We start from the raw sequence: 22,980 nt of genomic DNA, 5'->3' as shown, positions 1-22,980 counted from the left end.
CCCGCGTAGAGCGTTATCCCTTCCAGCCCGGTTTCTCGGGTTTCGCCCTATAACGGGCAACGGCAGCGACATCGCTTTCAGCTTCCAAAGTCAACATTACGGAATGCAGTTGCTCTACATCCCGGAACTCCACATTGACCATAAGCTTGTAAAAGTCTGGTTTCCGATCAATGAACTCAAGATCAGAAATATTTGCCTTCTTTTCACCAATCAATGTGCAGATGCGGCCTAAAACGCCCGCATCATTACCAATTGTGAGTTCCAAAGTGGTTGCATAGGCCGCCGGATGTGTTCCGCTGTGCCAGTTCACATCCACCCAACGTTCGGGCTGTTCCTCGAACTCACCTAATGTATCGCAATCTGCAGCGTGAATCACCACACCGCGCCCGCGGTAGGTAATCCCAATAATCCGCTCTCCCGGCAACGGCTGACAGCACGGCGCGCGCTCAAAGCTTTGCCCCGGCTCCAGACCGATAACAGCGCGACGCGGAGAAATCTCATCTCCTTCGCTTGCCGTGAGTTCCGGATAGACCGCCTGCACAACATCATGGGTTGTAATCTCGGCTGCACCAAGCTGCGCCAGAAGCTCTTCTGCGGTACTCACGCGCAAAGCACGGGCTGCAGTTTCCAGAACTTTGTCGGTGGCCTTCTTGTACACATGTTCAAAGGCCGAACGCGCAAGCTCATGACCAAGTTTGACAAAACGCTCCCGATCCGCTTCACGGAGAGACCGGCGAATGGCCGTGCGTGCTTTGCCCGTAGTGGCGATTTCCAGCCAGCTGACCTGCGGCGTCTGCCCTTCGGCCGTGATAACCTCAACCGATTGACCATTGCGCAGCCGCGTCCACAAAGGAACGCGGATTGTGTCAACCTTGGCCCCTACACAGGCATGCCCAATTCGCGTGTGAATCGCATAGGCAAAGTCAATAGGCGTCGCCCCTTTGGGCAGTTTGATCACATCCCCTTTCGGGGTGAAGCAGAAGACCTGATCCGAATACATCTCGAGCTTGACCGCTTCGAGGAATTCATCGTGATCTTCTTCGGCATCAAACTGTTCGGTCAGGGACGCGATCCATTTGGCCGGGTCAACGGCAAACGGGTTCTCGGCTCGGACACCATCGCGATAGGACCAATGCGCGGCCACACCAGATTCGGCCACATCATGCATCTGACGGGTGCGGATCTGGACTTCAACCCGCTTGCCATCGCGCCCCGAAACAGTTGTGTGGATCGAGCGATAGCCATTGGATTTTGGCTGACTGATATAATCCTTGAACCGGCCAGGCACAGCGCGCCAGCGCTGATGGATGGCTCCCAGCGCGCGATAGGCGTCTTCCTCGGATTGGGTAATGACACGAAAGCCGTAGATATCCGACAGGCGGGAGAAGCCCTGATCCTTGGCCTGCATCTTGCGCCAGATAGAATATGGTTTCTTGGCGCGGCCAAAGACTTCGGCCTGAATGTCAGCCTTGTCGAGTTCACCGCGCATGTCACCGGTGATCCGATGAATCACATCTCCGGTTTCCCGCTGCAGCGTAATGAAACGGCGAATGATCGACTGACGCCCTTCGGGGTTCAACACCCGAAACGCCAGATCTTCCAGCTCTTCGCGCATCCATTGCATCCCCATACGACCGGCAAGCGGCGCATAGATATCCATGGTTTCGCGGGCTTTCTGCGCTTGTTTTTCAGGGCGCATCGCCTTGATTGTGCGCATATTGTGCAGACGGTCGGCCAGCTTGACCAGGATCACCCGCAAATCCTTGGACATGGCCATAAACAGCTTACGAAAGTTTTCGGCCTGTTTGGTTTCGCGACTGGACAGCTGCAGATTGGTCAGCTTGGTCACACCATCGACCAGCTTTGCGACCTCATCCCCGAACCGTTCGGCCACTTCTTCGTAAGAGGCTTTGGTATCTTCGATGGTGTCGTGCAGAAGCGCTGTAATAATTGTCGCATCATCCAGACGCTGCTCGGTCAGGATGGCGGCAACAGCCACGGGGTGGGTAAAATAGGGCTCGCCCGAGTGGCGAAATTGCCCCTCGTGCATTTGCTTGCCGAATTCGAAGGCCGCGGCGATCTTCTCGGCGTTCGTCTTGGGGTTATAAGTGCGGACCAGCTCGATCAGACGTTCGGCAGAAATCATATGTGGTCCGCAATCTTCATTAGCTGTGGCGCCCGGATCAGCCCTGACCCTGGGCCTCCATCAATGCACGCAACAATTTCTCTTCGGACATGTCGTCCACCTCAGGCTTGTCGCTGTCAGAGCCCATGAGCAGTGCCATGGAATCTTCTTCCGGCTCGTCCACCTCGATCTGAGTTTGGTTGCTCTCGATCATGCGCTCACGCAGGCTGTCCGCGCTTTGGGTCTCTTCAGCGATCTCACGCAGGGACACAACCGGGTTTTTGTCGTTGTCACGATCCACGGTGAGTTGCGCACCCGCCGAGATTTCGCGCGCACGATGTGCGGCGAGCATCACCAATTCAAAGCGGTTGGGAACTTTATCGACGCAGTCTTCAACCGTCACGCGGGCCATAGGCGACTCTCCAATGCAAATGGATCCAGAGATGATGGATGTAATACCTATGGTTTCTCTTGACAAGCGCAGAAGCAGCCTGTCTGCCGCTAAATCGGAACAATCTCGTTTATTTCCTCTTGCGGTAGCTGCTCCGCCATCTCTGCCACGGTTAATTTCAGCACAGGGTGTACCCAATCTGCCGCGACCTCACGCAGGGGAATCAGCACAAATCCGCGGTCCTGTATTCTGGGATGGGGCAAAATCAGCTGTTCCGGAGCCACAGCTACCTGTTCTTTGACCGGTAGGTTCAACCAGCGCGAAAACGTCTCAAGATTTGGCGTGACCATGTCATCAACTGCGAGCAGGTCAAGATCCAGCGTGCGCATTCCCCAACGCTGTTCCCGTTTGCGTGAAAAATTGGCTTCGATCTGATGCAGCAAATCGAGGATCTCATCGGCGGGTGTATGCGTTTCCACGGCAATCGCCGCATTCACATAATCCGGCCCTGCGCCCTTGGGAAAACACGGAGTCGTGAAGAATCGTGAGATTCTTGCAGGTTTCAAACCAGCCGCGTTCAATGCAGAAATAGCATGAATCAGTATATCCTTTGGGAGAATACCCCCCTTAGGAAGATTACTTCCGAGGGCAATAAGAGCTCTGGGTAGTCTTTTTGTCATTTTTGACCCTACTTCACAAAGATGATACACTTGCGGCAGCTCGCAAAAAATCTAATTTATATGCACCCACCCCGCTAAGTCGAATACCACTCACACTCAAAAATAATGACGACGTGGGCTATACCGGAAGGACAAGTTTAATGTTTTACAAGGACGAACGGCTTGCGCTGTTCATTGACGGGTCGAATTTGTACGCCGCAGCCAAAGCGCTCGGTTTCGATATCGACTACAAACTCCTGCGGCAAGAATTTATGCGCCGCGGAAAACTCTTGCGCGCATTTTATTACACCGCGCTTTTGGAAAACGATGAGTACTCGCCCATACGACCCTTGGTAGACTGGCTGCATTACAACGGTTTTACCATGGTGACAAAACCGGCAAAAGAGTACACCGACAGCATGGGGCGTCGGAAAGTCAAAGGCAACATGGACATCGAACTGACGGTTGATGCAATGGAGCTTGCACCGCGTGTGGATCATATTGTGCTGTTTTCGGGCGATGGGGATTTCCGCCCGCTGATTGCCAGCCTCCAACGCCAAGGTGTGCGGGTATCCGTGGTATCAACGATTCGCAGCCAACCTCCGATGATTTCCGACGAGCTTCGCCGCCAGGCAGATAATTTCATCGAACTGGAAGAGCTCAAAGACGTGATTGGCCGACCGCCGCGCGATGTTCCTGGGGAGGAACGTCCGCTTTCAGTTGCGACAGGTCCGTAACCGGGCATTCTTCATCAACGACAGATCAGGGGGCCAAGCGCTCCCTTTTCTTTTGCCCGTTTCCCACTCTGGACGCAGCCACGTTAAACCCTTACCTCTGCGCCAGTAAGGAGACGCCGCAAATGACCAAGCCAGCCCTCACACTTTATCTTGCTGCTCCACGCGGTTTCTGCGCCGGAGTGGATCGCGCAATCAAGATCGTCGAAATGGCGCTCGAGAAATGGGGGGCTCCGGTCTATGTGCGCCACGAAATCGTGCACAATAAATTTGTTGTCGACGGCCTCAGAGACAAAGGCGCGGTGTTTGTCGAGGAGCTTGACGAATGCCCCGATGATCGACCGGTGATTTTTTCCGCACATGGTGTTCCCAAATCCGTCCCGGCTGCTGCGGAAACCCGCCAGATGGTCTATGTTGATGCCACCTGTCCGCTGGTCTCCAAGGTCCACATAGAGGCAGAGCGCCATGCCGAAAAAGGGCTGCAAATCATCATGATCGGCCACAAAGGCCACCCGGAAACCATCGGCACAATGGGACAGCTTCCAGATGGAGAAGTCTTGCTGGTGGAAACCGTTGACGACGTAGCCGCCGTTGATGTGCGCGACCCTCAAAGTCTGGCCTTTGTGACCCAAACCACCCTGTCTGTCGACGACACCAAGGACATCGTTGCCGCGCTCCAATCTCGTTTTCCTGCCATCATCGGCCCGCACAAGGAAGACATCTGCTATGCCACCACGAACCGCCAGGAAGCGGTGAAGGCAGTCGCGCCCAAGGCTGACGCGCTTCTGGTGGTCGGCGCTCCGAATTCTTCCAACTCCCGCCGCCTTGTAGAAGTTGGAGCCAAGAATGGCTGCAACTATGCTCAACTGGTTCAAAGAGCCGAGAATATCGACTGGCGTGCGCTGGCTGGTATCAAAACCATCGCAATCACCGCCGGGGCGTCCGCGCCTGAATTGCTGGTGAATGAGGTAATCGACGCCTTTCGCGCACGGTATGACGTGACTGTGGAACAAGTCGAGACCGCCGTTGAACGGGTCGAATTCAAAGTGCCCCGTGTCCTGCGCGCACCTGCGTGACGCTCTGACTGGGTGACATCCGCCGTTTGCTTGCCTATCGTCGGCCATACGCAGGCAAACACGGACGGGTCGGTATGATTTCAACTCAGTTTCTGATTACGGTTCTGGTTGTGGTTGTCGCGCCCGGCACAGGCGTGATCTATACGCTGGCTATTGGGCTTGGTCAGGGTGCCCGCGCCGCGCTTTGGGCGGCCTTGGGTTGCACGCTTGGCATTGTACCCCATCTGATGGCTGCGATTTTTGGTCTGGCCGCGATCCTGCACAGTTCGGCGCTGGCCTTTGCAATTGTGAAATGGTTGGGCGTCGCCTATCTTCTCTGGCTCGCCTATCAGGCTGTGAAAGAGGGCGGAACATTATCCCTGCGCGCCGAACGCACCGACAGCAGCGGGTGGCACATTGGACGGCGCGCCGCGTTGATCAATATCCTCAATCCGAAACTTTCGCTGTTCTTTCTGGCCCTCCTGCCCCCTTTCCTCACCGGAGTTCCGGACAAAGCCCCGTATGAGATGCTGACACTGGGAGCCGTCTTTATGCTCGCAACCTTTGTGATCTTCACCCTCTTCGGGGTCTTTGCCGCACAAGCCCGCCGCATGCTGCTCACCAATCAACGCGCCATGGCCTGGCTCAATCGCAGCTTTGCCGGTGTCTTTGCACTCTTGGCAGGCAGGCTAGCTCTGGAACGGGCTTGACCTCTCGCCCGACCGCTGGCACTTCGCCTACATGGCAGACCTTTATGCATACACCGATGGCGCATGTTCCGGAAACCCTGGCCCCGGCGGCTGGGGCGTTCTGCTGCGTGCAATGGACGGCGACACCGTGGTCAAAGAGCGTGAGCTCAAAGGCGGCGACGCCACCACCACCAACAATCAGATGGAGCTGATGGCTGCTATTTCCGCGCTGGAAAGCCTCAGCCGCCCCTCGACCATCACCGTGGTCACCGACTCGGCCTATGTCAAAAACGGCGTCACCGGCTGGATCTTTGGCTGGAAGAAAAACGGCTGGAAAACCTCTGCAAAAAAGCCTGTGAAAAACGTCGAACTCTGGCAGCGCCTTGACGCAGCCCAAGCGCGCCATAAAGTGACTTGGGAATGGGTCAAAGGCCATGCGGGCCACCCTGAGAATGAGCGAGCCGATGAACTGGCCCGCGCGGGTATGGCCCCGTTCAAGAAATCTGCCAAAGGATAACAATGACCCCGCTCACCTTTCTGGACCCCGCGTCGGTTGTGGTTTTTGCACTTACCGGCGCGCTGGTGGCCAGTCGGGCACAGCTGGACATCGTGGGATTTGCCTTTGTTGCTTGCCTCACGGCTGTGGGGGGCGGCACGATACGCGACCTGCTGCTGGATCGCCACCCGGTATTCTGGATCGACAATCCAGCCTATATCCTTTGGGCTGCGGGGGCTGCAGTTGTGATTTTCTTCACCGCCCACCTGCTTGAAAGCCGAATGAGATGGGTGGTCTGGCTTGACAGTTTTGCCCTGGCGGTCGCTGTTCCGGCCGGCGTCGCCGCTGCCGTGGAAACCGGCCAGCATCCGGTCATTGTGGTGCTGATGGGCATGGCCACCGGATCCCTTGGCGGATTGATGCGCGACGTGGTCTGCAACGAGGTACCGCTGGTCCTGAAACAGGGAGAGCTTTATATCTCCTGCGCCATGTTTGGTGCAATCTCTACCCTGACCGCTCTGGAAGGAGGGGCAGAGCTGACAACCGCCTTGTTGTTCTGTGCCGGCGTGACTTGGGTTTTGCGCGCAGGATCCATCGCTTTTGGCTGGCACCTGCCTGTCTACAAAAGCCGCCCGCCACGCCAGTAAACGCTACTTCTTCTGACCATAAGTCTGCCACAGCCAGATCAACGCCATTGCGCCCAGCACCGCGCCAACAAGCCCGGACAACAGGCCCAGCACGCTGAGAAGACCGCGTAAGAGGAACCCGCCAACCAGAGCACCTGCCATACCGATCGCGACAGTGGTGATCAGATCGGTTTCAACTTTCATAAAGCGTGTAGCCAAAAAACCGGCAGCGGCACCAATGATGATCAGAAATACTACAGACATCGCAGATGTCTCCCCTTGAGCATGTTATCGCCTCCGCCAATGAGTCGGCACGACAATTAAGGCACCAATTGAAGAGGCAATTGCGTTCCACCCTGGCGCTGAAAAGCCGATGCCAAACATGATCCGCACGAAATAGAACAGGAACGCACCGCCTACGCAGATGATGATTGACGGGATTACACCATTGTTGGTCCAGCCGGTGCGCTCAGAGGCATAGCCAATGATCCCGGCAATCACGACGGTCCCGAAAAGAGCCAGAAACATATGTGCACCTTCCGCAGATTAAAGCTGCGTGCCCTTTGTGATGGGAAAGCCCCGCAAGAACACATCCCGATCCTGCGCGCCTTTGCCTGCACGTTGCAAGCGCAGAAGTTCCACCGCCCCATCACCACAGGCCACGGTGAGCGTTTCATCCAACACATGACCCGCAGCGCCGCTCCCCTTGGCCAGACGGGACGCCAGGAGTTTCACCCGCTGTCCATCGACCTCACACCAGGCTCCGGGAAAGGGGGACAAGCCACGGATTTTGCGATCCACCTCAATGGCAGGCAAGGACCAGTCAATCTGCGCTTCGCTTTTGTCGATCTTTTGCGCATAGGTCACGCCTGCCTCTGGCTGCGCCTCCGGCGTGAGGGTCGGCAATGTGGCCAGCGCTTCTACAATCAAATCCGCGCCCATTTCGGACAGGCGGTCATGCAATTGGGCGGTGGTTACCGTGTCGCCAATGGGGGTTGCTGCGCGCAGCAACACAGGACCGGTGTCCAGCCCGGCTTCCATCTGCATGATACAGACGCCGGTTTCGGCATCGCCCGCCATAATCGCCCGATGGATCGGCGCAGCCCCGCGCCAACGGGGCAGAAGGCTTGCGTGAATGTTCAAACACCCATGTTTAGGGGCATCCAAAACCACCTGCGGCAGGATCAGCCCATAAGCAACAACAACTGCCACATCCGCATTCAACGCCGCAAATTCTGCCTGCTCCGCCTCACCTTTCAACGACGCGGGATGGCGCACTTCAAATCCCAAGGCCGCGGCGCGGGCGTGGACGGGTGTTGGACGGTCTTTCTTGCCGCGGCCCGCAGGCCGTGGAGGCTGACAGTAAACCGCGGCAATATCGTGCCCCGCCTCCACCAGCGCGTCCAGCACCGGGACCGAGAAATCAGGAGTTCCCATAAAGACGACGCGCATTTCGGAATACCTCAGCCAGTGGTTTTCTTGGATTTCTTGATCAGCATGTCGCGTTTCACCTTGGACAGATGATCAAAATACAGCTTTCCGTCCAGATGATCGATCTGATGCTGAACACTTGTGGCCTCTATTCCAACAAAGTCCCGCTCTACCCAGGTACCCGTCTCATCCATATATCGTACGGTGACAGCCCGGGGGCGTTTGATCTTGGCCGAAACACCCGGCAAGTTCGGGCTGGCCTCTTCGTGTTCGCGCAGCTCGATCGACTTATGCAGGATCTCAGGGTTCGCCATACGCACGGCCTTGCCCCGCTCGGTTGAGCCATCCACCACCGCAAGACGCAACAGCACGCCGATCTGATTGGCTCCCATCCCCACGCCGGGCATGGCTTCCATCGTGTCGATCATATCATCCCAAACGGCACGTATCTCGTCGGTGATTTCGGATACCTCAGCAGCACAGGTGCGCAGACGTTTATCGGGCCACGGCAAGCAAGCACGGATCGCCATGGTTATACGTCCTTCTGACGGGCGCGCTCTTTCTTGAGCTTTTGCATTTTGCGCGTAATCATCTGCCGTTTCATCGGCTTCAGGTAGTCGATAAACAATTTACCTTCGAGGTGATCAATTTCATGCTGTACGCAGGTCGCCCAAAGGTCATCAAAGGTCTCAGTCCGCAGATTGCCGTCCCGGTCGATCCATTCCACGTCCACCACTTTGGGACGGGTTACCTCGGCGTATTGCTCGGGGATCGACAGGCAGCCTTCCTCATAGACGTTTGTCTCGTCAGATGATGCGATCACGCGAGGGTTAAACATCTGCAGGGGGCGCGGCGCTTCGCCCTCTTCCTTGACGCAGTCCAGAACGATCACCCGATCCAGCACACCGATTTGCGGCGCGGCCAGACCAACGCCCGGTGCGTCATACATGGTTTCTAACATATCATCAGCCAGCCTGCGCAGCTCATCCGAGATATCGGCAACCGGTTCGCAGACCTTTTTCAGGCGGGGATCAGGATGGATCAAAATTGGGCGCTTCATACCAAAGCCATTTATTCGATTGTACCAAGGCTCGCAACGCCCCTTGCGCCTGCTGACGCAGACGATAGCTTCGCGAAATAGTTTTTTTAGGGAGCACCTCATGAATTTTGATGAGTTGGTGGATCGTCGCGGCACCTATTGCAACAAATGGGACGCGATGGAGCGGATCTATGGGGTCCCGAATGACGAAGGTCTGGCCATGTGGGTGGCCGACAGTGACTTCAAAATCGCCGACGTCATTTCCAACCGGCTGCGCACCGTCCTGGACGAGGGCATTCTGGGGTACGTCGATGCCGAAGGACCGTATCGCGATGCAATCCAGTGGTGGATGAAGACGCGGCACAATTGGGATCTGGATCGAGATGCGATCTTTACCACGACCGGACTGGTCAACGGTGTTGGCATGTGTCTGGACACATTCACGCAGCCCGGCGACGGCGTGGTTCTGTTCACACCGGTCTATCATGCCTTTGCCAAGGTGATTCGCAATGCCGGGCGCGAGGTGGTGGAATGCCAGATGGTCAACACCGACGGTTTCTATTCGCTGGATTTCGATGCTTATGACGCACAAATGACCGGCAAGGAAAAGATGGTCATCCTTTGCTCTCCGCACAATCCCGGCGGTCGGGTCTGGACCCAGGACGAATTGCGCTCCGTTGCCGATTTTGCGAAACGTCACGACCTGATGCTGATTTCGGATGAGATCCACCAAGATCTGGTCTTTGACGGGCACACCCATATTCCGATGCCGAATGCGGCGCCGGATATCGTGGACCGCCTGTTGATGCTGACCGCGCCCTCCAAGACGTTCAACATCGCCGGCCTCCATACCGGACAGGTCATCATCCCTGACCCTGATCTACGGGCCAAGTTCCAGGCACGGATGTTTGCGCTGTCACTCGCTCCGAACTCGCTGGGTCAATTTGCAACCGCTGCCGCATACTCACCTGAAGGCGCCTCATGGGCGGATGCTCAGCTGGCGTATCTGGATGGCAACCGCCAGATCTTTGACGCCGCAATTGCCGAGATCCCCGGCCTGTCATCGATGAAACTGCAATCCACCTATCTTGCGTGGGTAGATTTTACCGGAACTGGAATGGAGCGCGCGGAATTCACCACACGCGTGGAACAGGGCGCCAAAATCGCAGCCAACCACGGAACCACCTTTGGTACGGGTGGCGAAAACTTCCTGCGGTTCAACCTCGCGACTCAACGCAGTCGGATTGAAGACGCCTGCCAGCGTCTCAAACAGGCCTTTGGCGACCTGCAGTAACAAAAGACCTGGCCCTGCCCATAGGCGGGGCCAAAACGCGATTTAGTCCTTATGCGATTCGATCAGCCCCGTGGGCGCATCTGGTGCCTGATAAAAATCAAGCGGTGCCTTCTCTGACGCAGCTGTGGAGCGCTTGAATTCATAGCGCATTTCGCCTGCGTCCTCTTCAGAGGCAACGATCAGGCACTGCGACAGCTGGCGTGCGCCGTCGAACAGGTCCACCAACCCCCGCAGTTGCGGCACGGTTTCGGTGTCCACTGAAAACCCATCATCCCACAGACGCAGGACCGGGAAATATTCCCCGTCGACCTCGACTCGCAATCGGCTTTTCTTCCGCAAATTGTCGATCCGCGCCGCATCCAGCGCGTCTTGCACTGCTTTAGGAACATAAGTCGTCATTCCGGTGAACCTTCTGGTCTGCGTAAGGGTGTTCTACAATCTTAGTGTTATTCGATAAAAATTGATGAATAAACCGAATCTTAGGTCGCTGCACCTCACCAGTGCTTTCCTGTGCAGGAATACAGAGGATCTGCGCGCCTGGTCGCGTTTTCGCAAGTATCTTCCTCGCCTAAGTATGAGGGAGATAAAAGCGGAGCGACACATGGGACTTTTGGTTGACGGCGTCTGGCACGACACGTGGTATGACACGAAATCCACTGGCGGAGCATTCAAACGCTCGGCAGCGCAATTTCGCAATTGGGTCACGGCTGACGGCAGCGCAGGTCCTTCCGGGCGCGCAGGCTTCGCGGCGGAAAGCGGACGGTATCACCTTTATGTCTCCCTCGCCTGCCCTTGGGCGCACCGCACACTGATTTTTCGTGAACTGAAAGACCTGAGCAGCCACATCACAACATCCGTGGTGCATCCTGACATGCTCGACAAGGGTTGGACATTCGAACCGGACGACAAAGGGGCAACCGGTGACACGTTGATGAGCAAGGAATTCGCCCATCAGATCTATACCGCAGCCGATCCGAACTACAGCGGTCGTGTGACGGTTCCGATCCTTTGGGACAAAGAACAGAACACCATTGTCTCTAACGAAAGTTCCGAGATCATCCGCATGTTCAACTCTGCCTTCGACGGGATAACCGGCAATACGCTGGATTTCTGGCCGGAAGAACTGCGCGAGCCGATCGAAACCGTAAATGCCCGCATCTACAGCACGGTCAACAACGGTGTCTACAAAAGCGGTTTTGCCACCTCGCAAGAGGCTTATGACGCCGCCGTACATCCGCTGTTTGAAAGCCTGGATTGGCTAGAAGATCTGCTGGCCCAGCATCGCTATCTGATGGGCAATCGCGTAACCGAAGCCGACTGGCGCCTGTTCACAACCTTGGTGCGCTTTGATCCCGTCTATCACTTGCATTTCAAATGCAACAAGAAGCGTCTGATTGACTACCCGAACCTCTGGGCCTATACGCGCGAACTGTATCAATGGCCCGGCGTTGCACAGACCGTGAACTTTGACCATATCGTGCGCCACTACCACTTCAGCCATGCCACAATTAACCCGAGCCGTATCCTGCCCATCAATCCAACACTGGATTGGGATCTTCCGCACGGGCGTGATGAGATGGCGTGAATTGCCACAGTCGGCCAAAGTTTCTTGTTTAACCTGACAGCCTCCGGCATACCGCCTGCGCAAAAGGCATTGGTAAAGGACAAGGCTGACCATGGCAGGGCAAGATCCGAATACACCGCGTGATCACGGTGGCAATCTGTCTGCCGCGGTGGCGCGTTTTGGGGGTGAGCGTCGCAACTGGATCGACCTGTCAACAGGCATCAACCCCGATCCTTACCCCATTGGCGACCTGGGCCCTCACGCCTGGAGCGCGCTGCCGGATCAGGCGGAACTAGACGCGTTGCTATCAGCCGCACGGACATTTTGGGCCGTGCCGGATGAGGTGGACATCCTTTCGGCCCCCGGCGCTTCGGCACTGATCGCCATGTTGCCGGCTTTGGCGGTCAAAGGGCGTGTACAAATCACCACCCCCACCTACAACGAACACGCAGCAGCCTTTGCCAATCACGGTTGGGAGGTGACCGATACCGCTGATGCGGAGGCCCGTGTGATTGTGAATCCGAACAATCCCGATGGCCGCTTGTGGACGTCACAGGACATTTCAGCCCCGCTGACAATCATCGACGAGAGCTTTTGCGACGTCTGCCCGGATAGGTCACTGATGGACAAGGCTGCAAAACCGGGCACCATAATTCTGAAGAGCTTCGGAAAATTCTGGGGACTTGCGGGGCTGCGCCTCGGGTTTGCAATCGGGGACCCTGCCCTGATCAGACGTTTATCTGACTGGCAGGGTCCCTGGGCCGTGTCGGGACCGGCCCTGCGGATCGGGGCACGCGCACTGTCAGATATTGACTGGGCAGATAAAACACGCGCCCGCCTAAGGGGCGACTGTATGCGTTTGGACGACCTTGTGCAGAACCGTGGCGCGCGCCTTCTAGGCGGAACAGATCTGTTCAGGCTCTATGAGGTCGACAAAGCGGAGGACTGGCAAACCCACATGGCCCGGCACCATGTATGGAGCCGTATCTTCCCATACTCTGACACATACTTACGATTGGGCCTGCCGCCTGCTGACAAATGGGACATGCTTGAGGCGGCGTTGTGATCACGGCCATTCTGCTGATCCCGGCACTTTTGCTGGATGCGCTGTTGGGAGAGCCCAAATGGCTTTGGTCACGCCTCCCCCACCCGGCGGTATTGATGGGACGGCTAGTCGGGAAGCTGGACAGGGCGTTCAATCATGGGTCTGCAAAACGTTTGAAAGGTGTTTGCGCGGTTGTGGTGCTTTTGATCACGGCCTGCACCCTGGGCTATGGCCTCAATCTTCTGGGACCAATCCCCTCCATCCTGATTGCAGCCATTCTACTGGCGCAGCGATCGCTGGTGGAACATGTCGAGGCCGTTGCCCAAGGACTTGGGATTGACCTGCAAGCCGGCCGCGATGCGGTTGCCATGATTGTCAGCCGCGATACCCGACAGATGACCCAAAGCCAGGTTGCACGGTCGGCCATCGAAAGCGGGGCAGAGAATTTCTCGGACGGGGTGATTGCGCCAGCCTTTTGGTTTCTGATTGCGGGCCTCCCTGGCATCTTGATCTACAAATTCATCAATACGGCCGACAGTATGATCGGCTACCGAAATGACCAGTATCGCGATTTTGGCTGGGCGGCGGCGCGTCTGGATGATGTGCTGAACCTGATCCCTGCGCGGCTCACGGCGCTCTTGATTGCCCTACTTGGACGGCAACTGCGCACCTTCCCCGAAATCGCACAGGACGCAGGCCGTCACCGCTCTCCCAATGCCGGCTGGCCCGAAGCAGCCATGGCGCGGGTTCTCAACATCTCTTTGGCGGGGCCGCGCTCCTACGACGGGGTCATGCAGCAATTTGCATGGGTGCATCCAACGGGCCGCAAAGAGCTGACAGCCGCTGACATAGGCCGTACAACGGCCGTCCTGTGGAAAGTTTGGGCGCTCTTCCTGTTGGTTACGGTTGCTTTGGCTCTGCTCTTCTAGCACAAAGTGGCCCGAGATCTAATCAGGACGACTCGATGCGTTTTTTGCCTCTGACCCTTGCCCTCACCCTGGCTCCGCTGACGGCGGCGGCCCAATGTGGCGGCAGTTTTTCGAACTTTGTGATGAACCTCAAGAACGAGGCGGTCAATGCGGGCTTTGAGCAAAAGACCGTTCACAATTTTTTCCGTGGCGTACAACAAGACCCCAAAGTGCTGAAAGCCGACCGCGCGCAGGGTGTTTTTCAAAAACCCTTTATCGAGTTCTCGCGCCGTCTGATTTCTCAGAACCGGATTGATCGTGGCAAGGCCATGTCATCCAAATTTGACAGCATTTTCCGCCGGATCGAAACGACCTATGGCATTGATCGCGGTGTACTTTTGGCGTTTTGGGCATTTGAAACAGACTACGGTGCGTTTCAGGGGGATTTTAATACCCGTAACGCACTGGTGACGCTGGCCCATGACTGTCGTCGCCCCGAATTGTTTCGCCCGCAGATCTTTGCCGCGCTGGAACTGTACTCACATGGGGATTTTGACCCGGCCAAAACTACCGGTGCCTGGGCTGGTGAAATCGGCATGGTTCAGATGCTGCCGCGTGACATTATCGAAAACGGTGTCGACGCAGATGGTGATGGGCACGTAACGCTGAAAACCTCCGCTCCCGATGCGTTGATGTCAGCGGCAAAGATGCTGTCTGGGCTGGGCTGGACGCCCGATCAACCCTGGCTCCAGGAAGTGCGCATCCCCAAGAACCTGGATCTGACAGAAACAGGCGTCGCGCGCAGCCATTCACTGTCTTATTGGCGCGAGGTCGGCGTGCAGGCGCGCTCTGGAGACTTACCGTTTGAAGATATGCAGGCATCTCTGATCCTGCCCCAAGGCCACAAAGGTCCGGCCTTCCTCGCCTATCCAAATTTCAACGTATATTTCGATTGGAATCAAAGCTTTACTTACGTCCTTACCGCAGCCTATTTTGCCACGCGGCTTGAAGGCGCTCCGGTCTATGACGCAAGGAACCCGGACGTCGGCCTGTCTGGCTCCCAGATGAAAGCGCTACAAAAACGTCTGCAAGCGCGTGGGTATGACGTGGGTGACATTGATGGCATCCTCGGAGCCAAAACCCGCAACGCCGTCCGCGCCGAACAGATGCGGTTGGGCCTTCCTGCTGATGCCTGGCCGACAGCCAGCCTTCTCAACCAGCTCTGAATTTGTCAGCGGACTGGGAAACGTTCACCCTTTTCGGTGATCAGGACAATGCGCGACCCGCTGTGCACATAGATGTCACAACGCGAGGCACCGCCGACAAATTCCACGCAGACGCTACCGTCTGCTGCAATACGGTAGCTGCCCCAAGCCGTGCCGCCTCCGTTTTCGGGTGAATAGGTATAAGAATAGGCCCCATCTAAGCCATAGATCGCCTCACCATCATCAAAAAACACGAAGATTCGCCCCGAAAGCGTGGCCAGCTCATCCGGTGAAAACCGGCGATCAGTAGCGCGTAATGCCCAGTCCCCGGCAACAGCCGGGACGGGCAAGCAGAGCATAAACGGGAGCAGAAGATGTTTCATGGCTGAACCTTACGCGGGAAACCATGAAACAGGGGTCACGTTGATGTGACGCGCTTACCAGTCGATATACTCTTCGAATTCTTTCAGAACACCGGCCCAGGCTCCCATAGCGCCCGCAAAATCATCCGGGTGCATCCCGTGGCGGCCCAAAAACAGGTCGTGTTCCACCCAGACAGCCCCCTCGTCCGAAAGATAGGCCCGGGAATAACGGTTTTCGGTGTTCCAAGTGTTGATCTTGGACAGGCGAATGCCGCCGTTCACATTATAGCCAGAGAAGAACTGAATCGCGTCGCAGTCCACATTGTCGCGGCAGCCGTAGTAGAAGACCGAGAATTCGATCCCATAATAATCAATGGTGAACTTGGGATCCCCGACATCATCTGTTTCCAGCTCATAGCTGATGTCTTCGGCCTGCAGAAACGCAGCAAGGCTGTCGGACGTCAACGCGGTTACATTCGCTTGCTCCGCCTGGGCCGCACCAACAACGCATGTGGCCCCCAATACAACGCCACTGATTACACCAAAAATCTTGTTCATAAAACTATCCTTCCAAATCGACACGACGCCCGCAAAAGAGACGTTATGCTGAATACACTTACGCGACCAGTGCCTCTGCCTTTTTCAAATCGACCGACACAAGCTGGCTCACACCTCGTTCCTGCATGGTCACACCAAACAAACGATCCATCCGCGCCATTGTCACCGCATGGTGCGTAATGATCAAGAAACGCGTATCTGTCTGGCGGCACATCTCGTCCAGCAGGTCACAGAATCGCGTGACGTTTGCATCATCTAAGGGGGCATCGACCTCGTCCAGAACACAGATGGGCGCCGGATTCGACAGGAACACCGCAAAGATCAGTGCAAGCGCGGTCAGTGTCTGCTCCCCACCCGAGAGCAACGACAGGGTCGACAGTTTCTTACCCGGCGGCTGGCACATGATCTCCAGGCCGGCATCCAGCGGATCGTCACTTTCGACCATCACCAGATTGGCCTCACCACCTCCGAACAGATGCTGAAACAACATGGAAAAACTGCTGTTCACTTGCTCAAAAGCGGTCAGCAGACGTTCGCGGCCTTCCCGGTTCAGACTGGAAATCCCCGCGCGCAGAGTTTTGACCGCCTCTTCCAGATCGCTTTTCTCAGCGACCAGCTGATCATGTTCGGCCTGAATCTCACGGGAGTCCTCTTCGGCCCGCAGGTTCACAGCACCAAGCGAATCCCGCTGTCGTTTCAGCTGCGCAACCTGCGCCTCCAGAACATCAATTTCTTCAATATCAGCAGGATCAACTGCCAGACGCTCCAACAAAGCCTGAGGCGTCACCTGCTGATCTTCGATAATCCGACCCGCAGCGGCCTGAACCGCTTCGCGCGCGCTGTCGGTCAAGGCCTCTGCCCGCGCCCGCTCTTCCCGCGCCTCAGAGGCGAGACGTTCCGCCTCCTTCTCGTGCTGGGTCGCTTCACGCAGCGCAGCTTCGGCAGCGATCAACGTTTCGGTTGCCGCGGATTTACGCGCCTCTGCTTCTTCGATCGAGGCATTCAGCTCATCACGTTTCTCTTCGATCTCGGCTGGTCTGGCCATGGCCTCTTCCAGCTCATCCTGGCTCGCATCGCGGCGCTCTGCCAGTTCGGAAATCCGGCGCCCTGCCGTTTCAAGGCGATGGTTCCACCCCGACAGCTCCTTGATCACTTCCTGCTTGCGGCGAATGCGCGCTTCCCCTTCCCGGCGCAGCTCATCATGGGCAGAGCGATGGCTGATCATGGTGATCCGGGCCGCTTCAACGCTGTGCTTGACCTCTTCCACGGCAGAGCGGGCGGCTTCCAGATCGCCCAGCTCCTCCACAGCTTCCTGTGCCTCGGCCAGACGTTCCCCCGCGGCTTCGGCATCTTCCTCGTGGCGCGCCATGGCCACCGCAAGGGTCTCAAGCTTGGCCTCTGCCAGATTGCAATCCGCTTCAGCCTTGCTGAGGGCTCGTGCCGCATCCGCAACCCGCTGATCCGCAGCCTTGCGCGCCTGGCGCGCGGCGTGGTCTGCTTGCGTGACCTCAGCCAGCTTGCGCACCAATGCCTCATGCGCAGACGCCAGACCTTCAGCACGCGCCTCAACGCGGGCGACGTCCTGTTTCAACGCCTCCAGACGGTTCATCTGTTCCAATCGCAGGGCGGCAGCACTTGGTGCGTCTTCGGCCCAGGTGCGATACCCGTCCCAGCGCCACAGATCCCCTTCAAGCGTGACAAGACGTTGCCCCGGGCGCAGACGCGGCTGCATCTGACGTGCAAGATCACCTTCCACCACACCGACCTGTGTCATCCGCCGGGACAAGGCTTCGGGTCCTGATACAAACACAGCCAACGGCTTTACACCCTCTGGAAGGCTGGCTTCGCGGTCATAGGCTGGAAGGGTCACCCAGCCCGACGGCCCATCCACATCCGCCAGCGGCGCACGCAGATCATCGGCCAAAGCCGCCCCCAGTGCTTTTTCATATCCAGGTGCCACGCGCAGATCATCAAGGATCTGACCACCTTCGGCCGTATCGCGTTCCACAAGTTTTGCCAAAGCTGTTGCCTCGGCCCGCAATGCACCCAATTCGCCATCAATCTCGGACCGTTGGGACCGAGCCTCAGCTTCACGCGCCTGCGTATCGGTCCGGGCTTCATCGGCAGCGGCCAGTGCATCCTCGGCTTCTTCGGAGGCTGCGCGTGCTTCTTCTTCGGTTTCGATTGCACAGTCGCGGCGATCCTTGGCCTGCGCCAATGCCTCACGCGCCGCATCCATTGCACCACGTGCTGCTGCGCCATCTGCCAAGGCCCGTTCTGCTGCGCGCCTGCAATCTTCGACCAGACGACGGGCTGACTGGTGGCGGGCCGCAAGACGCGCCACATCTTCGGTGACCTGAGACAGGTGATCTTCGCGCCGCTGCAGAACGGTTGTCGCATTACGCATCAACTCGCCCGCCTCAGACAGCCGGTCATCCTGACCGTCACCCGCTTTTTCCAGCTCCCGCTGTTCCCATTCCAGACGTTCGATCGTCTCACCCGCGTCCCGGTTCAGACCGCTCTCACGGTCGATATCCGCGCCCAACTGGCGAATACGATTGTTCAGCGTCTCAATCGTCTGACGGGCTTGTGCTTCCTGATCCGATAGCGCATCGCGCTGCACGACCAGACGTTGCAGGATCGCTGTTGCAATTGCCTCTTCTTCACGCAAGGGAGGCAGCTTCAGGTCTGCTTGGCCGCGTTTTTCAGCTGCGGCCCGCGCCAGAGCTTCCCCCTTTGCCGCCTGAGTGACCCGAAGGCGCAGCGCGTCTTCGGCCCCCAGCCGCGCCTCATCGGCCTCGCGCCAGCGACGATACAACAGCGCTCCTTCGGCATGGCGCAGGGTTTCTCCAATACTGCGATACCGCTGGGCCTGACGCGCCTGACGCGCAAGCTGACCCAATTGGCCAGCCAATTGTTCAATCACATCGTCGACCCGCAACAGGTTCTGTTCGGTGTTCTTCAGCTTCAGCTCAGCCTCGTGACGGCGCTGATAAAGGCCGGAAATCCCTGCAGCTTCCTCCAGAATTCGGCGACGGGCCTTTGGCTTTGCATTGATCAGTTCAGAGATCTGTCCCTGCCGCACCAAGGATGGCGAATGCGCCCCCGTAGAGGCATCCGCAAACAGCATCTGAACATCCCGCGCGCGGGTGTCCTTGCCATTGGCCTTATAGGCGCTCCCCACATCGCGCGTGATCCGGCGCACGATGTCCAGTTGATCCGCGTCATTAAATCCCGAAGGGGCCAGGCGCTCGCTGTTGTCGATAAGCAAGCTCACTTCCGCAAAGTTGCGCGCAGGGCGGGCGCTTGCACCGGCAAAGATAACATCTTCCATGCCTGCACCACGCATGGCCTTGGCGCGATTTTCGCCCATAACCCAGCGTAGGGCCTCCAGCAAATTGGACTTGCCGCACCCGTTCGGGCCCACAACCCCTGTCAGACCATCAGCAATAATCAGTTCCGTCGGATCGACAAAGCTTTTGAATCCGTTCAACCGAAGCTTGGAAAAGCGCAAATTGACCTCTTTCGACAACACTCAACAGTGATCTCAGCCAATTGATAGGGAGCTGTCAACGTGGCCGCGCCCCATATAAAGCCTGAAATCGGGGTCTACACCCTATATCTTGTGGATAACTCGCATTGAATTGGTGCAATCCAATCAAAAAAAGCCCCACAGGGTGGTTCAGCACAGGCGTCTAGCGTGGATTGAACGGCTCTGCAACGGCAGGCGGCAGCTTCGGTCAGAAAACTGCCAGTTGAAATGCCTAGACCATGAAATGTCTGATCGCCTGCCCCAACCGTCGGATCCCTGTCTTTGTCTGATCCGCCGACGCGCAGGAAAAGCTGAGCCGCAGAGTATTTGCACCGCTGCCATCGGCAAAGAACGCCTGCCCCGGCACAAAGGCCACATTATGTGTATCCAACGTCCACCGCAGCAGCTCGGCGCCGTCGATGTGCTCTGGCAGCGTCAACCAGATAAACATGCCTCCTTCCGGCCTGCTCCATTGCACAGCTTCGGGCATCTCTCGCGCAAGCGCGTCAAGCATCTCATTACGGCGTGCACCATAGCTTTCGACAAGTTTGCCAATATGGGCATCAAAGCCCTGCTGAACCACGTCCGCCACCATCATCTGGTTCAATGTTGAGGAATGCAGGTCCGACGCCTGTTTGATCAGTACCATCTGATCAATCAATGCCCGCGCGCCGACAACCCAGCCAACCCGCAGACCGGGGGACAAGGTCTTGGAGAAGGTCCCGCAGTACAGCGTCCGGCAGCTGTCCATCGCAGCGCCCTTCTCCTGTTCCAATGCCAGGATTGGCGGCACCGGTTCGCCATCATACCGCAAGCCCTGATAGGCCGCGTCCTCGATCACCATCGCGTCCAGCTCTTCGGCGCGTGACAGAATATTCAATCGCTCCTCACGGGTCAGTGTGATCCCGGTTGGGTTGGCAAATTCCGGCGTGACATAGGCAAATTTTACCGTGCTGCCCCGTTCTGCCGCCTCTGCCGAAATATCCCTAGACGTCCTGTTATCCCGCGGGTGAAGGCGGTCAAATCGCGGCTCATACGCGTTGAAGGCCCCCAACGCGCCCAAATAGGTCGGCCATTGAACAAGGGCCGTGTCGCCCTGCGACAGAAACAATTTACCCAGATAATCCAACGCCTGCTGAGAGCCCGACGCGATCAGGACATTGTCGATCTCACAGGCGACACCCAGTCGCGCCATATGTTCGACAATCCATTGACGCAACGGCAGAAAACCTTCGCTGACCGAATACTGGAGCGCAGTTGCAGAGGACGGTCCAGACAATGCCGCTTCGCTCGCCTTTTCAAGCGCTCCGACAGGGAACAGCATGGGATCGGGGATCCCACCCGCAAAGGAAATTACTCCCGGACGGTCCAGCAGCTTCAACAGCTCCCGAATTTCCGATGCTTTCATCTTTTCACTACGGGACGAAAATTTATGTCCGAAATCCATGACTAACCTTTGCGTTGATGTCTCCTTTCTATGAGATTCGCGCCATTAAGTCAATATTTCTGACCTAAAAGCATCCTATGGGCCGATTGCCAGGAACTTGAGCCTTCGGCTCTAATGTGGTCCTATGATTTGACCAATTTTTCAATTTCGGGACCCACATGCCCTTCCAGAAAGTCACAGCCGCAAAACTCTCTGCGTCTGTTGTTCGCCAAATTGAGCTTTTAATCCTGCGCGGGGTTTTGACACCCGGTGACCGCCTTCCCGCGGAACGTGATCTGGCAGAACGCCTGGGAGTTTCCCGCCCCTCTTTGCGTGACGCACTGGCAGAGCTCCAGGATCGCGGGCTTTTGTCGGCCAAAGCCGGATCGGGTGTCTATGTCGCGGATGTTCTCGGCTCTGCATTTTCGCCAGCCCTGGTGGATCTTTTTGCGCGCCATGACGAAGCAGTGTTTGATTACCTGTCATTTCGGCGCGATATCGAAGGACTCGCCGCCGAGCGCGCGGCCAGGATGGGCTCTGACGAAGACCTAAAAGTCATCCAGTCTATCTTTGATCGCATGGCTGCCGCTGGTGACCCCGCGATGTCTGAAGAGGCGGCGAAACTCGATGCACAGTTTCACTCGGCCATCATGGACGCCGGGCATAATGTGGTGATGCTGCATATGATGCGCTCTATGCTGGAGTTGTTGCATCAAGGGGTTTTCTATAACCGCCGCATTATGTTCCAGCGTGATACCAGTCGTGAATCTCTGCTGGATCAGCACAAGGCGATCAATGATGCCCTGCAAGCGCGCAACGCACGCGCCGCACGAGAGGCCGTGGAGGCCCATCTGGACTTTGTTAAACTGTGCCTGATGGAAGACCAGAAAACACAGCGCAATGCCGAAATTGCCCGTCAGAAGCTGCAAAAGGAAGCCGGGCTAAACTAAGGATCAGCATTGGGATTCGACAAAAGCCTTCGTGATCGCATTCTGGGGATTGGTCAAAACCAGCTCAGCCGTATCCAGCTCGAGAAGATGTCCCGCATCAAGATGCGCAATCCGGTCGGCCACCGAGGCCGCAACCTGCAAGGACGGAGTGACCATCAGGACAGGTGCCCGCCGTTTAACCCGGGCCAATAGCCTGTGGAGTCGGTTCAAGTCGAGTCCCCCAAGCCCGGTTGACGGTTCATCCAGCAGCAAAACACGAGGGTTCAGAACAAGCGCACGTGCGATACAGACCAATCGCTGGAGTTCGGGGACCATGCGATGAACAGGGTCCCGTTTCAAACCGTCCTTGACCTGATCCCAGATCCCAACCTCACACAACGCCGCCTCAATCCGGTTCGTCAAATCCGCATTTGACTCCACCAGCCTGTGAAGACGAAGCGCGTACTGCATATTCTCCCAAACCGAAGAGGGAAACGGGTTGGCCTGCTGCGGCACCAAGGCGACCATACGTCGTAGCTGTGGCAAGTCCCAGGTCGGATCCATCACGTCCCGGGCGTCTACCAGGATTTGCCCGCTTTGACTGACGGCCCGCCTCTCTTCTGCGGTACGGTTGATACAGCGCAGCAGCTCCGACTTCCCGGCGTTATGGGTCCCGACACAGGTCAGCACTTCGCCAGCGTGAAGATCAAAGGAGATATTGTGAAGTACCGCCCGGTTGCCAATGTTCAAGCCAAGCTGCCTGATCGAAACCACAAGGTTCGCATGTTTCGACAACGGCCGTAAAGCCGGAGTAGCCGCAAGAGGGTGCGCGTCTAGCATATTCAAGTGATTCATTCGCAGTTTAATCCTCCGGGGGTTTAACATTCCCGAAGGTGCGGCATCGTTAACAAA

Annotated in this window: 25 protein-coding genes; 11 read left to right on the top strand and 14 right to left on the bottom strand. The window is 57.0% G+C overall.

What is annotated here, in order from left to right; genetic code table 11:
* Positions 1-13: 13 nt before the first annotated feature.
* The 3 genes from ACXAEW_RS08090 to folK all read right to left on the bottom strand — a co-directional run bounded on the left by ACXAEW_RS08090 (position 14) and on the right by folK (position 3,196).
* Entirely contained in the window at positions 14-2,146 is a 2,133-nt protein-coding gene (locus ACXAEW_RS08090) for a RelA/SpoT family protein (RefSeq protein ID WP_474940840.1), read from the bottom strand.
* A gap of 37 nt (positions 2,147-2,183) precedes the next feature.
* The gene (gene rpoZ, locus ACXAEW_RS08085) at positions 2,184-2,537 is read right to left on the bottom strand and encodes a DNA-directed RNA polymerase subunit omega (protein ID WP_474940839.1); all 354 of its coding nucleotides are present in this window, start codon (positions 2,535-2,537) and stop codon (positions 2,184-2,186) included.
* 89 nt (positions 2,538-2,626) lie between these two features.
* Complete coding sequence (gene folK, locus ACXAEW_RS08080) at positions 2,627-3,196, bottom strand: 2-amino-4-hydroxy-6-hydroxymethyldihydropteridine diphosphokinase (protein WP_474943009.1); 570 nt, start codon at positions 3,194-3,196, stop codon at positions 2,627-2,629.
* A gap of 140 nt (positions 3,197-3,336) precedes the next feature.
* On the opposite strand from folK, the gene ACXAEW_RS08075 reads away from it, so the two are divergent.
* The 5 genes from ACXAEW_RS08075 (at position 3,337) to ACXAEW_RS08055 (ending at position 6,796) form a co-directional block, all read left to right on the top strand.
* A complete protein-coding gene (locus tag ACXAEW_RS08075) occupies positions 3,337-3,912 on the top strand; it encodes a LabA-like NYN domain-containing protein (RefSeq protein ID WP_474940838.1) in 576 nt (191 codons plus the stop codon).
* Between the two features lie 122 nt (positions 3,913-4,034).
* On the top strand, positions 4,035-4,985 hold the full coding sequence (ispH, locus tag ACXAEW_RS08070) for a 4-hydroxy-3-methylbut-2-enyl diphosphate reductase (protein WP_474940837.1): 951 nt from the start codon (positions 4,035-4,037) through the stop codon (positions 4,983-4,985).
* Between the two features lie 74 nt (positions 4,986-5,059).
* Positions 5,060-5,674, top strand: coding sequence for a LysE family translocator (locus ACXAEW_RS08065; RefSeq protein ID WP_474940836.1), 615 nt, complete (start codon positions 5,060-5,062; stop codon positions 5,672-5,674).
* A 31-nt stretch (positions 5,675-5,705) separates the two neighbouring features.
* Positions 5,706-6,170 carry a ribonuclease HI gene (gene rnhA, locus ACXAEW_RS08060; RefSeq protein ID WP_474940835.1) on the top strand — a complete coding sequence of 155 codons (465 nt, stop codon included), beginning with the start codon at positions 5,706-5,708 and terminating at the stop codon, positions 6,168-6,170.
* Positions 6,171-6,172: 2 nt separating this feature from the next.
* Positions 6,173-6,796 carry a trimeric intracellular cation channel family protein gene (locus tag ACXAEW_RS08055; protein ID WP_474940834.1) on the top strand — a complete coding sequence of 208 codons (624 nt, stop codon included), beginning with the start codon at positions 6,173-6,175 and terminating at the stop codon, positions 6,794-6,796.
* Between the two features lie 3 nt (positions 6,797-6,799).
* On the opposite strand, the gene ACXAEW_RS08050 is transcribed toward ACXAEW_RS08055, so the two are convergent.
* From ACXAEW_RS08050 to def (ACXAEW_RS08030), 5 genes are read right to left on the bottom strand one after another with little or no spacing between them, the layout of a single operon-like run.
* The gene (locus ACXAEW_RS08050; protein ID WP_474940833.1) at positions 6,800-7,039 is read right to left on the bottom strand and encodes a GlsB/YeaQ/YmgE family stress response membrane protein; all 240 of its coding nucleotides are present in this window, start codon (positions 7,037-7,039) and stop codon (positions 6,800-6,802) included.
* A 24-nt stretch (positions 7,040-7,063) separates the two neighbouring features.
* The gene (locus ACXAEW_RS08045; protein ID WP_474940832.1) at positions 7,064-7,303 is read right to left on the bottom strand and encodes a hypothetical protein; all 240 of its coding nucleotides are present in this window, start codon (positions 7,301-7,303) and stop codon (positions 7,064-7,066) included.
* An 18-nt stretch (positions 7,304-7,321) separates the two neighbouring features.
* Positions 7,322-8,227, bottom strand: a complete 906-nt coding sequence (gene fmt, locus ACXAEW_RS08040) for a methionyl-tRNA formyltransferase (protein ID WP_474940831.1) — start codon at positions 8,225-8,227, stop codon at positions 7,322-7,324.
* An 11-nt stretch (positions 8,228-8,238) separates the two neighbouring features.
* Positions 8,239-8,736, bottom strand: a complete 498-nt coding sequence (gene def, locus ACXAEW_RS08035) for a peptide deformylase (RefSeq protein ID WP_474940830.1) — start codon at positions 8,734-8,736, stop codon at positions 8,239-8,241.
* 2 nt (positions 8,737-8,738) lie between these two features.
* Positions 8,739-9,266 carry a peptide deformylase gene (def, locus tag ACXAEW_RS08030; RefSeq protein ID WP_474940829.1) on the bottom strand — a complete coding sequence of 176 codons (528 nt, stop codon included), beginning with the start codon at positions 9,264-9,266 and terminating at the stop codon, positions 8,739-8,741.
* Positions 9,267-9,366: 100 nt separating this feature from the next.
* On the opposite strand from def (ACXAEW_RS08030), the gene ACXAEW_RS08025 reads away from it, so the two are divergent.
* Positions 9,367-10,539 (top strand): MalY/PatB family protein, encoded by a 1,173-nt coding sequence (locus tag ACXAEW_RS08025; RefSeq protein WP_474940828.1) that lies wholly within the window; start codon positions 9,367-9,369, stop codon positions 10,537-10,539.
* Positions 10,540-10,581: 42 nt separating this feature from the next.
* On the opposite strand, the gene ACXAEW_RS08020 is transcribed toward ACXAEW_RS08025, so the two are convergent.
* Complete coding sequence (locus tag ACXAEW_RS08020) at positions 10,582-10,938, bottom strand: hypothetical protein (protein WP_474940827.1); 357 nt, start codon at positions 10,936-10,938, stop codon at positions 10,582-10,584.
* A gap of 202 nt (positions 10,939-11,140) precedes the next feature.
* Between ACXAEW_RS08020 and ACXAEW_RS08015 the strand changes: the two genes are divergently transcribed.
* From ACXAEW_RS08015 to ACXAEW_RS08000, 4 genes are all read left to right on the top strand, one after another.
* Positions 11,141-12,124 carry a glutathione S-transferase family protein gene (locus tag ACXAEW_RS08015; RefSeq protein ID WP_474940826.1) on the top strand — a complete coding sequence of 328 codons (984 nt, stop codon included), beginning with the start codon at positions 11,141-11,143 and terminating at the stop codon, positions 12,122-12,124.
* Between the two features lie 91 nt (positions 12,125-12,215).
* The gene (locus ACXAEW_RS08010) at positions 12,216-13,169 is read left to right on the top strand and encodes a threonine-phosphate decarboxylase (RefSeq protein ID WP_474940825.1); all 954 of its coding nucleotides are present in this window, start codon (positions 12,216-12,218) and stop codon (positions 13,167-13,169) included.
* A complete protein-coding gene (gene cbiB, locus ACXAEW_RS08005; RefSeq protein WP_474940824.1) occupies positions 13,166-14,077 on the top strand; it encodes an adenosylcobinamide-phosphate synthase CbiB in 912 nt (303 codons plus the stop codon). Before ACXAEW_RS08010 ends, cbiB begins: the two co-directional genes overlap by 4 nt.
* A 35-nt stretch (positions 14,078-14,112) precedes the next feature.
* Positions 14,113-15,282, top strand: a complete 1,170-nt coding sequence (locus ACXAEW_RS08000) for a lytic murein transglycosylase (RefSeq protein ID WP_474940823.1) — start codon at positions 14,113-14,115, stop codon at positions 15,280-15,282.
* A gap of 5 nt (positions 15,283-15,287) precedes the next feature.
* Here ACXAEW_RS08000 and ACXAEW_RS07995 read toward each other — a convergent pair whose 3' ends face one another.
* The 4 genes from ACXAEW_RS07995 to ACXAEW_RS07980 form a co-directional block, all read right to left on the bottom strand.
* Entirely contained in the window at positions 15,288-15,644 is a 357-nt protein-coding gene (locus ACXAEW_RS07995; RefSeq protein WP_474940822.1) for a hypothetical protein, read from the bottom strand.
* A 54-nt stretch (positions 15,645-15,698) separates the two neighbouring features.
* Positions 15,699-16,181 carry a YbjN domain-containing protein gene (locus ACXAEW_RS07990; RefSeq protein ID WP_474940821.1) on the bottom strand — a complete coding sequence of 161 codons (483 nt, stop codon included), beginning with the start codon at positions 16,179-16,181 and terminating at the stop codon, positions 15,699-15,701.
* Positions 16,182-16,239: 58 nt separating this feature from the next.
* Positions 16,240-19,695 carry a chromosome segregation SMC family protein gene (locus ACXAEW_RS07985; protein ID WP_474940820.1) on the bottom strand — a complete coding sequence of 1,152 codons (3,456 nt, stop codon included), beginning with the start codon at positions 19,693-19,695 and terminating at the stop codon, positions 16,240-16,242.
* A 250-nt stretch (positions 19,696-19,945) separates the two neighbouring features.
* Positions 19,946-21,160, bottom strand: coding sequence for an aminotransferase-like domain-containing protein (locus tag ACXAEW_RS07980; protein ID WP_474940819.1), 1,215 nt, complete (start codon positions 21,158-21,160; stop codon positions 19,946-19,948).
* A gap of 158 nt (positions 21,161-21,318) precedes the next feature.
* On the opposite strand from ACXAEW_RS07980, the gene ACXAEW_RS07975 reads away from it, so the two are divergent.
* On the top strand, positions 21,319-22,089 hold the full coding sequence (locus ACXAEW_RS07975) for a FadR/GntR family transcriptional regulator (RefSeq protein ID WP_474940818.1): 771 nt from the start codon (positions 21,319-21,321) through the stop codon (positions 22,087-22,089).
* Between the two features lie 3 nt (positions 22,090-22,092).
* Here the strand turns inward: ACXAEW_RS07975 and ACXAEW_RS07970 are convergent, their stop codons facing one another.
* The gene (locus tag ACXAEW_RS07970; protein WP_474940817.1) at positions 22,093-22,923 is read right to left on the bottom strand and encodes a phosphate ABC transporter ATP-binding protein; all 831 of its coding nucleotides are present in this window, start codon (positions 22,921-22,923) and stop codon (positions 22,093-22,095) included.
* Positions 22,924-22,980 lie beyond the last annotated feature (57 nt).

The sequence above is a fragment of the Epibacterium sp. ABZ3_068 genome (assembly GCF_056159265.1).
Note: the sequence above shows the minus strand (reverse complement) of the source record. Positions and strands in the feature narration are given on the sequence as shown.